Source organism: Streptomyces sp. NPDC047081, from assembly GCF_040643775.1.
Classification (GTDB): Bacteria; Actinomycetota; Actinomycetes; order Streptomycetales; family Streptomycetaceae; genus Streptomyces.
Genome location: NZ_JBEYUY010000011.1, coordinates 117626 through 130209 on the forward strand (window position 1 = coordinate 117626; position 12584 = coordinate 130209).

The window sequence follows — 12584 nt, forward strand, 5'->3', positions numbered from 1 at the left end:
CGGGGCTAGGCAGGGAAACGGCGGTCGACCCACTTCCAGAGCAGTTCCAGGGCGGCCGCCGCCACCGCCGCGATGCCCACCGCGACCCACGGCATCGTGACCCCGACCAGCTTCAGCGCGAAGAAGTGCTGGAGCCACGGGACGAAGAGCACGAACAGGAACGCCACGCCCATCGAGGCCACCAGCGCGATCCGCCACCAGGTGTAGGGGCGGGCGATGATCGCCAGCACCCACATCGAGATCAGGAAGAGCGTGAGCGTCGCGGCGCTGGTCTCCGCGTCCAACGAGCCCTCGCCGACGTAGTAGTGACGGGCGATCAGATACGTCACGAAGGTCGCGACCGCGGCCACCACCCCGCCCGGGATCGAGTACCGCATCACCCGCCGCACGAAGTGGGGTTGCGCCCGTTCCTTGTTGGGCGCGAGGGCGAGGAAGAAGGCCGGGACGCCGATCGTCAGGGTGGACAGCAGCGTCAAGTGCCGTGGCAGGAACGGGTATTCCACCTGCCAGCACACCACCAGCACCGCCAGCAGCACCGAGTACACCGTCTTCACCAGGAACAGCGTCGCCACCCGCGTGATGTTCCCGATGACCCGGCGCCCCTCGGCGACCACGTCCGGCAGCGTCGCGAAGCTGTTGTTGAGCAGCACGATCTGCGCGACCGCCCGCGTGGCCTCGGACCCCGAGCCCATCGAGACCCCGATGTCCGCGTCCTTCAGGGCCAGTACGTCGTTCACCCCGTCCCCGGTCATCGCGACCGTGTGCCCGCGGGACTGCAACGCCCCGACCATGTCCCGCTTCTGCTGCGGGGTGACCCGCCCGAACACCGTGCCCTCGTCGAGCGACTTCGCCATCTCCTCCTGCTCGGAGGGAAGTTGGCGAGCGTCGACCGTGCTGCCGCTCAGCCCCAGCTTCGCGGCCACCGCGCCCACCGAGACCGCGTTGTCCCCGGAGATGACCTTGGCCCTGACGTCCTGCTCGGCGAAGTAGCGCAGGGTGTCGGCCGCGTCGGGACGCAGCCGTTGTTCGAGTACGACGAGAGCGGTCGGCCGGGCCTCCCGCGCCGGCTCGGGATCGTCCAGGTCGCGGCCGGCGCGGGCCAGCAGCAGCACCCGCAGCCCCTGCTCGTTGAGGCGTGAGGTCTCCGCGAGGGCCGGGTCGCCGTCGCCCAGCAGCACGTCCGGCGCGCCCAGCAGCCACGTACTGGACTCGCCGTTGCCCTCGCTGAAGGTGGCGCCGCTGTACTTGCGGGCGGAGGAGAAGGGCAGCGACTCGGTGCAGCGCCAGTCCTCGACGTCCGGGTAGGCGTCGATGATCGCCTGGAGGGAGGCGTTCGGGCGCGGGTCGGACTCGCCGAGGGCGCCGAGCACCTTGCGCACGTACGACTCGTCGGCGCCCTGCAGCGGCCGCAGCTCGGTGACGTCCATGCCGCCCTCGGTGAGGGTGCCGGTCTTGTCGAGGCAGACGGTGTCGATGCGGGCGAGGCCCTCGATGGCGGGGAGCTCCTGGACGAGGCACTGTTTTCGGCCAAGCCGGATGACGCCTATCGCGAAGGCGACGGAGGTGAGGAGCACCAGCCCCTCCGGGACCATCGGCACGATCCCGCCGACCGTCCGCGCGACCGAGTCCTTGAAGCCGTGCTCCTTGACGAAGAGTTGGCTGATGACCAGGCCGATCGCGGTCGGGATCATCATCCACGTCACGTACTTGAGGATCGTGGAGATACCGGTGCGCAGCTCGGAGTGGACGAGGGTGAAGCGCGAGGCCTCCTCGGCCAGTTGGGCGGCGTACGCCTCCCGGCCCACCCTGGTCGCCTGGAACGCGCCGCCGCCGGCCACCACGAAGCTGCCCGACATCACCTGGTCCCCGGGCCGCTTGACCACCGGGTCGGCCTCGCCGGTGAGCAGCGACTCGTCGATCTCCAGGCCGTCGGCCTCGACGCACACCCCGTCGACCACGGCCTTGTCACCGGGCCCGATCTCGATGAGGTCGTCCAGCACGATCTCCGAGGTGCTGACCTGGGCGGCGACCCCGTCCCGCCGTACCGTCGGCTTCGCCTCCCCGATCACGGCCAGGGAGTCGAGGGTCTTTTTCGCCCGCCACTCCTGGATGATCCCGATGCCGGTGTTGGCGATGATCACGTACCCGAACAGGCTGTCCTGGAACGGCGCGACGAACAGCATGATCAGCCAGAGCACACCGATGATCGCGTTGAACCGGGTGAAGACGTTGGCCCGGACGATCTCCGCCATCGACCGGCTGCTGCGCAGGGGAACGTCGTTGACCTGCCCCCGGGTCACCCGCTCGGCCACCTCGGCCGCGGTCAGTCCGCGCGCTGTCACGGTGGCGGTCACAGGGTGCACAGGGTCGAGCTCGGCGCCCGCGTCGATGTGCGTCATGCATCCGACGGTACGTGCGGATTTGCGGCTTCACCCGCCGAGTGGGCGGAAGATCCGACCTGGGGAGGAGCAGACTCGTACGGCGGTAGTACGGCCTATTCGGCCGAGTCGGCCTCCAGGGCCGCCGCCCGCTTGATCGCCGCGTCGCGCCGCCGGACGAAGTAGATGCCGTACAGCCCGAGCACGCCGCCGGCGAGGCACGTCCACAGCCACCACAGGTGCCCGTGGTCGTCGTACCAGCCGTAGAAGGGCAACTGCACCAGGAAGAGGACGAACCACAGGATCGTGCCGCCGGTGATGGTGGCGACCACGGGGCCCTCCAGGGGCTCCGGCGCCTCGTGCTGCGGTGTCCACTTCGCCATGGGGACAGCTTACGAGGCGATCACATCTACGCGCGGAGATGGTCACCGGCGATCTCATATGTTCATACTGAAACCGTTTGCGCCTGTCCACTTCTGCTCGTAGGAACGTCCAATGCACACCGCCCTTGACCGCTATTTCAAGATCTCCGAGCGGGGCAGCACCCTGCCCCGCGAGATCCGGGGCGGGTTCGCCACCTTCTTCGCGATGGCCTACATCATCGTGCTGAACCCGATCATCCTCGGCAGCGCGAAGGACATGTACGGGCACCACCTGGACAACGGCCAGCTGGTCACGGCGACCGCCGTCACGGCCGCCTTCACCACCCTCCTGATGGGCGTCGTCGGCAACGTCCCGATCGCCCTCGCCGCCGGCCTCGGCGTGAACTCGGTCGTCGCGCTCCAGCTCGCCCCCCGGATGTCCTGGCCGGACGCGATGGGCATGGTCGTCCTCGCCGGTTTCATCGTGATGCTCCTGGTCGCCACCGGCCTGCGCGAGCGCGTCATGAACGCCGTCCCCTTCGGCCTGCGCAAGGCGATCTCCATCGGTATCGGCCTGTTCATCATGCTGATCGGGCTCGTCGACTCCGGCTTCGTCTCCCGCATCCCGGACGCCGCCCAGACCACCGTCCCGCTCCAGCTCGGCGCCGACGGTCACCTCAACGGCTGGCCGGTCCTCGTCTTCATCCTCGGCGCGCTGCTCACCCTCGCGCTCATCGTCCGCAAGGTCTCCGGCGCGATCCTGATCTCGATCGTCACCATGACCGTCCTCGCGGTGATCATCGACGCGGTCGCCAAGGTGCCCTCCTGGGGCCTGACCACCCCGAAGTGGCCCGGCAACCCCGTCGCCACCCCCGACTTCGGCCTGATCGGCAAGGTCAGCCTCTTCGGCGGCTTCGACAAGGTCGGCGTGCTGACCGGCATCCTCTTCGTCTTCACGGTCCTGCTGTCGTGCTTCTTCGACGCGATGGGCACGATCATGGGCGTCTCCGACGAGGCCAAGCTGACCAACGCCAAGGGCGAGATGCCCGGCATCAACAAGGTCCTGTTCGTGGACGGCCTCGCGGTCGCGGCCGGCGGCGCCAGCTCCTCCTCGGCCACCACCGCCTTCGTGGAGTCCACGGCCGGCGTCGGCGAGGGGGCCCGTACCGGATTGGCGAACGTCGTCACCGGCGGACTCTTCGCGATCGCGCTGTTCCTGACCCCCGTCGCCACCATGGTCCCGTCCCAGGCGGCCACCCCGGCGCTGCTCGCGGTCGGCTTCCTGATCCTGTCCAACTCGGTCAAGGAGATCGACTGGGCGGACTACACGATCGCCGTCCCCGCCTTCATCACCATGGTGATGATGCCCTTCACCTACTCGATCACCAACGGCATCGGCATGGGCTTCATCACCTTCGTGGTGCTGCGCCTGGCCGCCGGACGGGGCCGGGAGATCCCGGTGCCGATGTACGTCGTCGCGGCGGTGTTCGGCTTCTACTACCTGATGCCGGCGCTGGGTCTGACCTGACCTGACCGGTCAGGTCACCCCGTAGAACTTCTCCGTCTCCTCGACGGCGGTCTGGAACCGCTCGTCGAAGTCGTCTCGAATGAGCGTCCGGACCACGTAGTCCTGGACGCTCATTCCCCTTTTCGAGGCGTGGTCCCGGAGCCGGGCGAGCAGCTCCCCGTCTATCCGCAGGCTGAGCACTTCGGTCCCCATGCAGTCGAGGGTCGCTGGCCGGGTTCCGGTGATGTTCACTTTCCGCCGTCGACTCACTCGTACGGGTGATGCCGCGGTTTGCGTGGCCGGAGTCACGGGAATCCGGGTGCGCCCCAGCTTGTTTAGAGAGAGTAATGAGTTACGCTAAAGAGATGCCGGACCTCACCCATGGCGACGACGCTGCCGCCGTGAACTCGCTTCGCTCAGCTGTCATGCGGCTGTCCCGTCGGCTCAAGCACCAGCGGGTCGACGAGTCGCTCAGCCCCACCGAGATGTCGGTGCTGGGCACCCTGTCCAACTGGGGCCCGTGCACGCCGGGCGAGCTCGCCCGCAAGGAGCATGTGCAGCCGCCGTCGATGACCCGCATCGTCGCGCTGCTGGAGGCCAAGGGGCTGGTGCGGCTTGAGCCGCACCCCGAGGACCGGCGCCAGAAGGTCGTCACCAAGACCGAGCAGGCCGAGGCCATGCTCGAGGAGAGCCGCGCCAAGCGGAACGCGTTCCTGGCCAACCTGGTCGAGGGCCTGGACGAGGACGAGTGGGCGAAACTGCGCGCCGCCGCCCCCGTACTGGAGAAGCTCGCGCATCTCTGAGCCACATCTGTAAGCAACTTCGAGGAGGCGAACCCTTTTGAGTACGGGATCCGGAGCAGACTCCGCCCCCGCACCGAAGTCCACCCACAACTCCCCGCCCGCCCCGAGACCCGCCCGCAAGTCCTCGATGTTCAGCTCGCTGAAGGTCCGCAACTACCGGCTCTTCTTCGTCGGCCAGGTCGTCTCCAACATCGGCACCTGGATGCAGCGCATCGCCCAGGACTGGCTGGTCCTCAGCCTCACCGGCTCCGCGACCGCCGTCGGCGTCACCACGGCTCTGCAGTTCCTGCCGATGCTGCTCTTCGGCCTGTACGGCGGTGTCCTCGTCGACCGGCTGCCCAAGCGCCGCACGCTGCTGTTCACACAGACCTCGATGGGCGTCGCCGGCATCGCGCTCGCGCTGCTGACGCTCTCCGGCCATGTCCAGGTCTGGCACGTCTACCTCGCCGCCTTCGCCGTCGGCCTCGCGACCGTCGTCGACAACCCGGCCCGGCAGTCCTTCGTCTCCGAGATGGTCGGCCCGGACCAGCTGCAGAACGCGGTCAGCCTGAACTCCGCCAACTTCCAGTCCGCCCGCCTGGTCGGCCCCGCCGTCGCGGGCCTGATGATCACCGGCGTGGGCACGGGCTGGGCCTTCCTCTTCAACGGCCTGTCCTTCGTCGCCCCGATCGCCGGCCTGCTGCTGATGCGCGCCCGCGACCTGCACGTCGTCGAGCGTGCCCCGCGCGGCAAGGGCCAGCTGCGGGAGGGCCTGCACTACGTCGCCGGGCGCCCCGACCTGATCTGGACCATCGTCCTGGTCGGCTTCATCGGCACCTTCGGCTTCAACTTCCCGGTCTACCTCTCGGCCTTCGCGGACGACGTCTTCCACGCGGGCGCCGGCTCCTACAGCGCGTTCAACACGCTGATGGCGGTCGGCTCCCTGGTCGGCGCCCTGCTCGCGGCCCGGCGCGGCACCGCGAAGATGCGGGTGATGATCGGAGCGGCGGCGGCCTTCGGCGCGCTGGAACTCGTCGCCGCGACCGCCCCTTCCCTCTGGCTCTTCGCCCTGCTCATGGTCCCGATCGGCATGTTCGGCATGACGATCAACGTCACCGCCAACACCAGCATCCAGATGGGCACCGACCCCGCCATGCGCGGCCGCGTCATGGCCCTCTACATGATGGTGTTCCTCGGCGGCTCCCCGGTCGGCGCGCCCATCGCGGGCTGGATCACGGACGCGTACGGCGTCCGCGCGGGCCTCGCGGTCGGCGGCGCGATCGCGGCCACGGCGGCGGTCGTCATCGGCCTGGTGCTGGCCCGCGTGGGCGGCCTGCGGCTGTCGGTCGGCTGGAACGGCGGCCACCCGCACGTCCGGTTCGTGCCGCGGGAGCGGCGGGAGGAGCTGACGGCGGTGGCGTGAAGCCAGGGGGCTACACGCGCCGCTCCAGCAGCTGTCCGGGCCACTTTTCCTCGACCATGAAGGCCTGCACGCGGGTGAAACCGTTGCTCTCGTAGTAGCGGACGAGCTTGCCGTCGTCGCCGGCGTAGCAGTCGACCCGCAGCAGGGAGACCCCCTCCCGGCGGGTCTGCTCCGCCGCGTGCGCGAGCAGCGCGCTGCCGATGCCATGGCCCTTGAAGCGGCGGTCGGAGGCGAGCCAGTGGATGTACCGCTCGGGCTCGCCCACCGGCGGCAGGTGGGACAGGTAGGCGCCGGGCGAGTCCGTGAGGGTCAGGGTGGCGGCCGGCACTCCGTCGGCCTCGGCGATGTACGCGGTGCCCTCGTCCATGTACCGCCCGACCGATTCGACGGTCCTCGGGAACCCCGACAGGGGCTTGCTGCCCCACTGCCCGGTCCGCCCCTGCGCGACCAGCCACTCCACACAGCTGTCGAGCATGCCGAGTATCACGGGGATGTCGTCCGGCCCGCCTTCTCTGATGCTGATCTCCATGCCCTCATGGTGGCAGGCTGACCCGCATGAGACTCTTCGCCGCCGTGCTGCCACCGGAGGATGTCGCCGCTGAACTGGCCGCGGAAGTGGCCGAGTTGAAGCGACTGCCCGGCGCGGAGGGGCTGCGCTGGACCGGCCGCCCGGGCTGGCACTTCACTCTGGCCTTCTACGGCGAGGTCGACGACGACGTCGTAACGGAACTGTCGGCCCGGCTGGCGCGGGCCGCGCACCGGACCGGGCCCTTCGCGCTCGCGCTGCGGGGCGGGGGACAGTTCGGGCACGGGCGGGCGCTGTGGGCCGGGGCGGAGGGCGGGCTGCCCACGCTGCGGCTGCTCGCGGACCGGGCGGAGGCGGCGGCGCGGAAGGCGGGCGTGGAGATGGGGGAGCACCGGCGCTACAAGCCCCATCTGACGGTGGCCCGCAGCCGGGAGGCGTTCGACACACGGCCGTACCTGGAGGCCCTCGCGGGCTTCACGAGCCGGACCTGGACGGTGGACGAGCTGGTGCTGGTGCGCAGCAACCTGCCGGTGTCCGGGGTGCCGGGGGAGCAGCCGCGGTACGAGGTGGTCGCCCGCTGGGCGCTCGGCGGGGCCGGTTAGGCTCGGGTACGTGGACCCGAAAACCCGGAACCGGATCATGGCCGGTGCGCTTGTGCTTCTACTCGTGGTCGTCGTCGTGGCGGCGGCTGTCAGGTAAGGGGAACTGCGGCCGGTTCTCGGCTGCGGGCCGTATGTGGCCGGTCGCGCAGTTCCCCGCGCCCCTGGGCGGCGCCCTCACGGCGTTACCAGGCGAAGGCCTCCGGAGACGGCCCCGGACCCGGGAAGATCTCGTCCAGGCCTGCCAGCAGCTCCTCGCTCAGCTCCAGCTCCACCGCCCGCAGCGCCGACTCCAGCTGCTCCGCCGTGCGCGGGCCGACGATCGGGCCGGTGACTCCCGGGCGCGTGAGCAGCCAGGCCAGAGCGGCCTCGCCGGGCTCCACGCCGTGCTTGTCCAGCAGGTCCTCGTACGCCTGGATCTGGGCCCGGATCGTGGTGTTGGCGAGGGAGTCCGCGGCCCGGCCGCTCGCCCGGCGCCCGCCCTCGACCTCCTTCTTGATGACCCCGCCCAGGAGTCCGCCGTGCAGCGGCGACCAGGGGATGACCCCGAGGCCGTACTCCTGCGCGGCCGGGATCACCTCCATCTCCGCGCGCCGCTCGGCGAGGTTGTACAGGCACTGCTCGCTGACCAGCCCGATCGTCCCGCCGCGGCGGGCGGCGATCTCGTTGGCCTGGGCGATCTTGTACCCGGGGAAGTTGCTGGACCCCACGTAGAGGATCTTCCCCTGCTGCACCAGCACGTCGATCGCCTGCCAGATCTCCTCGAAGGGAGTGCGGCGGTCGATGTGGTGGAACTGGTAGACGTCGATGTAGTCGGTCCGCAGCCGCTTCAGGCTGGCGTCCACGGCCCGCCGGATGTTGACGGCGGAGAGCTTGTCGTGGTTGGGCCAGGCGTCGCCGTCGGCGGCCATGTTGCCGTACACCTTGGTGGCGAGGACGACCTTGTCGCGGCGGCCCTCGCCCTTCGCGAACCAGTTTCCGATGATCTCTTCGGTACGGCCCTTGTTCTCGCCCCAGCCGTACACGTTCGCGGTGTCGAAGAAGTTGATGCCGGCGTCCAGCGCCGCGTCCATGATCGCGTGACTGTCGGCCTCGTCGGTCTGCGGTCCGAAGTTCATCGTCCCGAGGACCAGTCGGCCGACCTTGAGTCCCGTGCGTCCGAGCTGCGTGTACTTCATGGTTGACAAGCCAACGACGTGGAGTGCGCTCTAGGCAAGGTCAGGAGTACAGCGCGGCGAACACGGCCCGCACCCGGGTGCCGTCCGGCGACTGCCAGGCACCGGTGACATGGCCGGTCGCGGCCTCGGGGCGGGTGTCGGGGGCGGTGGGGTCGAGGACGCGGTGGATGCGGAGGGTCGTGCCGTCCGGGGCGGGGAGCGCGGTGCCGGTCGCGTCGTCGGCGACCTCGACCGGGCGGGAGGGGGCGGGGAGACCGGGACCGGTGTAGGAGCGGGCCACCTCGTGGTCGGGGGTGTCCGTGATGCTCTGGGCCATGGCCTGGGCGCGGCCCTCGATGAGGGCGAGGAGCTCGGTGCGGAGTACCGGATCGTGGGTGCCGTCGTAGGCCCAGCGCGGGCCCAGCACGCCGTGCTCCATGGTGCCGACGAGGGCGTGTTCGGCGCCGGGGAGAGGGGCGCCGCGGTAGGTGAGGGGCACGTGGTAGGCGACGGGCGCGGGGCCGGCGGTGTCGACGGCAACCATGAACTCGATCCCGACCTCGCCCTCCGGGTCGTCCAGCCGGAACCCGCCGGCCTTGGTCAACTCGGGTGCGGCCGGGCCGCCTTGATACCACGGGCGGGTGGGCAGCCAGTCGGTGAGCAGCTCCAGCTTGGTGGGCTTGAGGGTGGTGTGGTGGATGATCGCCATGCGACGGATTCTGCCAGTCAGTCGCGGGGGAACTCGTCGGTCTTGAGGGTGAGACCGAGGTGGGTGGTCGTCATGTCGACGGCCACTCCGAAGGCCACGGAGAGTTCACTGACGTACTCGCCGTCCTTGGGCTGGGTGCAGAGGTGGCACTTGCCCTGGTAGGGGTCGGCGATGAGGTAGACGGGGACCTCGGCGAGCGCGTATGCCGCCTTCTTGGGGCCGTAGTCGTTGGCGGCCGTGTTCTTGGAAATGACCTCGGCGACGAACTCGACGTCCTGATAGCGCCAGCGTCCCTTGTCGTCCCGCACCGAACGGTCGGCCACGGCTGCCACGTCACAGGCGAAGCCGTTGAGATGCCCGGGGAAGTCGATTCTCACGTCCGAGGCCAGCCGGGTGCGCGGATACTTGGCCCGCAGCTGCTCCAGGATGTCGAAGACGATCTGGAAATGGGTGTGCCGCTGCGGTGACATGAAGATGTTTCCCCCGACGATCTCGACCTTCGTTCCCTCGGGGATGGGCATCTTCTCGAGCCACTCGAACATGACGTCCAGAGTGAGCTCGCCGCTCGCTTCGGCCATCTCGATCCTGTCTTCAACGACGGTCACCGTGGCGCTCCTCCCCGGCTGCCCCACGAACAGGTGCAGCCGCGCAGTACAACGATACGCACGGTGACCAGGACACGCGGAGAGGAACACATGCCCGAACTCGATCCCGTCCCCCTCCTCCGAGCCACCCTCGGCGAGGACAACATCCTCGGCATCCACCTGCACGCCGGGCGCTGACACAGGAGTTGATGAAGGTGTCCGGCGGCGCCAACCGCGGTACCCGCGCAACTGCGAGTACCTGTACGGGGAGTGGCTGCGCGGCGACTACGAGCGGGGGGTCGTGCCGGGGCCGGAGGTCATGCCCGATCTCGCGCCCCTCCTCACCATGACCCTCCTCGGGAACAGCACCCTCCACGGGCCCCCGCCCGCCGAACTCCTCGACCCCGTGCCGCCCGCCGACCTGCGGCGGGCGATCGTCGCCGGCGTGCCGGGGCTGATGGCGGACCTGGACAGCGACACCCGGAACGTCCTGCTCACCCTCGCCCGGATCTGGAGCACGCTCGTCACCGGCCGTATCCGTTCCAAGGACGCCGCCGCGGAGTGGGTGCTGGCGCGGCTGCCGGAGGAGCACCGGCCGGTGATGGCACACGCGCGTGCCGTCTATCTGGGGGAGGAGGGGGAGGAGCCGGGCGGGCTTCGGTCAGGGGCGCGGGCCTGCGCCGAGTTTCTGCGCCGGGCCGTCGAGGGTCACTCCTCGTAGGGCTCGCCGACGTCCCACGCCTGGTGCATCGCGTCCGCGAAGGCCGCCGCGATCCTGTGCTCGCCGCTCGCGTTCGGGTGTGTGCCGTCGTACGTGTCGAGGTTGATGTCGTACGACGGTGGCGGGGACGCCAGGAGAAGGGGGGAGCGGGGCTCGTCCAGGTCGGCGATCGTCTTCGCCAGGAGTTCGTTGAAGCGGGTGACCTGCGCGGCGAAGGGGGCGTCCGTCGTGGCGCGGACGTTCGGGATCACCGGGAGGACCGCCATGCGGACGCGCGGGTTGGCCGAGCGGGCCTCCGCGACGAAGCGGTGGACGTTCTCGGCGGTCTGCTCCGCGTTCGTGTAGAAGCCCAGGTCGATGAGGCCCAGCGACACCAGCAGCACATCCGCCCGGCACGACCGCACCGCCTCCGCGATCAGCGGCGCCATGTGCTGCCAGCCCTCGCCCCAGCCCGCCAGATGGGCGCGCGGGAAGTCGGGGTCGGCGTACTCGTACGAGACCGGCGCCCCCGCCGCCTTGTCGTACAGCGTCTCGCGCGGGCCGACCAGCGCGAACGGGCCGCCGTACGTGTCCCGCAGGTGCTGCCACATCCGGTACCGCCAGGTGTGTTCGCCCGCGCTCCCGATCGTCATGGAGTCGCCGACCGGCATGAACCTAAGCATCCGCTCATGATGGACGATCGGCGGGGGATCCATGGGACGGGTGGGGTGTGAAGCCTGACACCTTGCTGACAGTCCGGGTGCGATCAGTGAACCTCCCGGCGGGATGGCAGGCTTGGGGCATGCGCCGACCGTTCGCTCTCCTCGCCGGGATCCTGCTCGTGGGCGCCTTCGCGCTGCCCGCCTCCGTCGCCTCCGCCGCAGACGACGACGGCAAGGGGGACCAGGGGTTCACCATCAAGGACCCGCGGATCACCGAGTCCAGCGGTCTCACCGCCTCGCACCTCCACCCGGGCATCTACTGGACCCACAACGACCAGGACACGGGCAAGGGCGTCCACCTCTACGCCGTGGACAGCGGCACCGGGAAGACGGTCGCGACGATCACCCTCACCGGGGTGGGCACACAGCGCGACGTCGAGGCCGTCGCCATGGGCCCCGGCAACCAGATCTACGTCGGTGACATCGGCGACAACGACGGCGTGACCTGGCCGTACGTCTGGATCTACAAGTTCCCTGAGCCGAAGGTCCTCAAGGACCAGTCGATCCGGGCCACCCAGTACGTCGTGAAGTACACCGACGGCTCCCGCGACGCCGAGTCCCTCCTCGTCCACCCCAAGACGGGGCGCGTCTACATCATCGACAAGCACGAGGACGGCGGACACCTCTACGAGGGCCCGGCCACCCTCTCCTCCACCGGCACCAACGTCTTCAAGCCGGTCAAGCCCGTCGACCTGTGGGCCACCGACGCCGCCTTCTCGCCGAACGGCGAACGGGTCGTCGTACGCGGGTACCTGGGCGGCATCTGGTACGACTGGAACGGCGGCGACCTCAAGCGCGGCGGCCGTTTCGACGTGCCCCTCGGGCAGGGCGAGTCCGTCTCCTACTCCGCCGACGGCACGAAGATCCTGCTCGGCATGGAGGGCGCCAACAGCGAGGTGCAGGCCCAGGACGCCCCCGGCGGCGCCGCCGGCACCGGCTCCGACTCGCCCTCGTCCAGCGGGAGTTCGGGTGCGTCGGGGGACAGCGGCGACAACGCCGGCGGGAAACTCAAGGTCGGCGCCCTCGCCGTCGCGGTCGTGGCGGCGGTGCTGTTCGGTTTCCGGCGGCTGACCCGGCGTAACTAGCGGGTCGCGTGGGGACATTGGCCGGCATTCGGCCCTGCCCCAGTGCTTGA

General features: G+C 69.8%; 13 protein-coding genes and 1 pseudogene. 6 read left to right on the forward strand and 8 right to left on the reverse strand.

Annotated features, from left to right (window positions below; all coding sequences use genetic code 11):
* Positions 1-5: 5 nt before the first annotated feature.
* Complete coding sequence (locus ABZ848_RS22360; protein WP_360834373.1) at positions 6-2399, reverse strand: HAD-IC family P-type ATPase; 2394 nt, start codon at positions 2397-2399, stop codon at positions 6-8.
* A gap of 95 nt (positions 2400-2494) precedes the next feature.
* Complete coding sequence (locus ABZ848_RS22365) at positions 2495-2761, reverse strand: DUF2530 domain-containing protein (protein WP_360834375.1); 267 nt, start codon at positions 2759-2761, stop codon at positions 2495-2497.
* A gap of 112 nt (positions 2762-2873) precedes the next feature.
* Here ABZ848_RS22365 and ABZ848_RS22370 point away from each other — a divergent pair, with 112 nt between their 5' ends.
* On the forward strand, positions 2874-4268 hold the full coding sequence (locus tag ABZ848_RS22370) for an NCS2 family permease (protein ID WP_360834377.1): 1395 nt from the start codon (positions 2874-2876) through the stop codon (positions 4266-4268).
* 9 nt (positions 4269-4277) lie between these two features.
* On the opposite strand, the gene ABZ848_RS22375 is transcribed toward ABZ848_RS22370, so the two are convergent.
* Positions 4278-4460 carry a ribbon-helix-helix protein, CopG family gene (locus ABZ848_RS22375; RefSeq protein WP_360834379.1) on the reverse strand — a complete coding sequence of 61 codons (183 nt, stop codon included), beginning with the start codon at positions 4458-4460 and terminating at the stop codon, positions 4278-4280.
* 152 nt (positions 4461-4612) lie between these two features.
* On the opposite strand from ABZ848_RS22375, the gene ABZ848_RS22380 reads away from it, so the two are divergent.
* On the forward strand, positions 4613-5050 hold the full coding sequence (locus tag ABZ848_RS22380; RefSeq protein WP_360834381.1) for a MarR family transcriptional regulator: 438 nt from the start codon (positions 4613-4615) through the stop codon (positions 5048-5050).
* A gap of 37 nt (positions 5051-5087) precedes the next feature.
* Positions 5088-6452 (forward strand): MFS transporter, encoded by a 1365-nt coding sequence (locus ABZ848_RS22385; protein WP_360834383.1) that lies wholly within the window; start codon positions 5088-5090, stop codon positions 6450-6452.
* Between the two features lie 10 nt (positions 6453-6462).
* On the opposite strand, the gene ABZ848_RS22390 is transcribed toward ABZ848_RS22385, so the two are convergent.
* Positions 6463-6981: a GNAT family N-acetyltransferase gene (locus tag ABZ848_RS22390; RefSeq protein ID WP_360834385.1), complete on the reverse strand. Its 519-nt coding sequence runs from the start codon at positions 6979-6981 to the stop codon at positions 6463-6465.
* A gap of 26 nt (positions 6982-7007) precedes the next feature.
* On the opposite strand from ABZ848_RS22390, the gene thpR reads away from it, so the two are divergent.
* The gene (gene thpR / locus ABZ848_RS22395) at positions 7008-7580 is read left to right on the forward strand and encodes an RNA 2',3'-cyclic phosphodiesterase (protein ID WP_360834387.1); all 573 of its coding nucleotides are present in this window, start codon (positions 7008-7010) and stop codon (positions 7578-7580) included.
* Positions 7581-7762: 182 nt separating this feature from the next.
* On the opposite strand, the gene ABZ848_RS22400 is transcribed toward thpR, so the two are convergent.
* Genes ABZ848_RS22400 through ABZ848_RS22410 form a run of 3 tightly spaced genes read right to left on the reverse strand, consistent with a single transcriptional unit; the run spans position 7763 to position 10048 of the window.
* Complete coding sequence (locus tag ABZ848_RS22400; RefSeq protein ID WP_360834389.1) at positions 7763-8755, reverse strand: aldo/keto reductase; 993 nt, start codon at positions 8753-8755, stop codon at positions 7763-7765.
* 40 nt (positions 8756-8795) lie between these two features.
* Positions 8796-9443: a 1,4-alpha-glucan branching protein gene (locus ABZ848_RS22405; protein WP_360834391.1), complete on the reverse strand. Its 648-nt coding sequence runs from the start codon at positions 9441-9443 to the stop codon at positions 8796-8798.
* A gap of 17 nt (positions 9444-9460) precedes the next feature.
* A complete protein-coding gene (locus tag ABZ848_RS22410; protein WP_360834393.1) occupies positions 9461-10048 on the reverse strand; it encodes a Uma2 family endonuclease in 588 nt (195 codons plus the stop codon).
* A gap of 214 nt (positions 10049-10262) precedes the next feature.
* Here ABZ848_RS22410 and ABZ848_RS22415 point away from each other — a divergent pair.
* Positions 10263-10748, forward strand: a pseudogene (locus tag ABZ848_RS22415) (DUF4111 domain-containing protein); the annotation flags it as partial.
* On the opposite strand, the gene ABZ848_RS22420 reads toward ABZ848_RS22415, so the two are convergent.
* Positions 10736-11410: an SGNH/GDSL hydrolase family protein gene (locus ABZ848_RS22420; protein WP_360834395.1), complete on the reverse strand. Its 675-nt coding sequence runs from the start codon at positions 11408-11410 to the stop codon at positions 10736-10738. The pseudogene ABZ848_RS22415 and the gene ABZ848_RS22420 sit on opposite strands and share 13 nt — an antisense overlap.
* 119 nt (positions 11411-11529) lie before the next feature.
* On the opposite strand from ABZ848_RS22420, the gene ABZ848_RS22425 reads away from it, so the two are divergent.
* The gene (locus tag ABZ848_RS22425; protein WP_360834396.1) at positions 11530-12534 is read left to right on the forward strand and encodes a WD40 repeat domain-containing protein; all 1005 of its coding nucleotides are present in this window, start codon (positions 11530-11532) and stop codon (positions 12532-12534) included.
* Positions 12535-12584: the final 50 nt, after the last annotated feature.

Bases quoted from the DNA above. Each gene is read 5' to 3' on its own strand.
- ABZ848_RS22390 (WP_360834385.1), bottom strand. From the start codon at position 6,981: ATGGAGATCAGCATCAGAGAAGGCGGGCCGGACGACATCCCCGTGATA.
- ABZ848_RS22400 (WP_360834389.1), bottom strand. From the start codon at position 8,755: ATGAAGTACACGCAGCTCGGACGCACGGGACTCAAGGTCGGCCGACTG.
- ABZ848_RS22425 (WP_360834396.1), top strand. From the start codon at position 11,530: ATGCGCCGACCGTTCGCTCTCCTCGCCGGGATCCTGCTCGTGGGCGCC.
- ABZ848_RS22375 (WP_360834379.1), bottom strand. From the start codon at position 4,460: ATGGGGACCGAAGTGCTCAGCCTGCGGATAGACGGGGAGCTGCTCGCC.
- ABZ848_RS22420 (WP_360834395.1), bottom strand. From the start codon at position 11,410: ATGCTTAGGTTCATGCCGGTCGGCGACTCCATGACGATCGGGAGCGCG.
- thpR (WP_360834387.1), top strand. From the start codon at position 7,008: ATGAGACTCTTCGCCGCCGTGCTGCCACCGGAGGATGTCGCCGCTGAA.
- ABZ848_RS22380 (WP_360834381.1), top strand. From the start codon at position 4,613: ATGCCGGACCTCACCCATGGCGACGACGCTGCCGCCGTGAACTCGCTT.
- ABZ848_RS22365 (WP_360834375.1), bottom strand. From the start codon at position 2,761: ATGGCGAAGTGGACACCGCAGCACGAGGCGCCGGAGCCCCTGGAGGGC.
- ABZ848_RS22360 (WP_360834373.1), bottom strand. From the start codon at position 2,399: ATGACGCACATCGACGCGGGCGCCGAGCTCGACCCTGTGCACCCTGTG.
- ABZ848_RS22405 (WP_360834391.1), bottom strand. From the start codon at position 9,443: ATGGCGATCATCCACCACACCACCCTCAAGCCCACCAAGCTGGAGCTG.
- ABZ848_RS22370 (WP_360834377.1), top strand. From the start codon at position 2,874: ATGCACACCGCCCTTGACCGCTATTTCAAGATCTCCGAGCGGGGCAGC.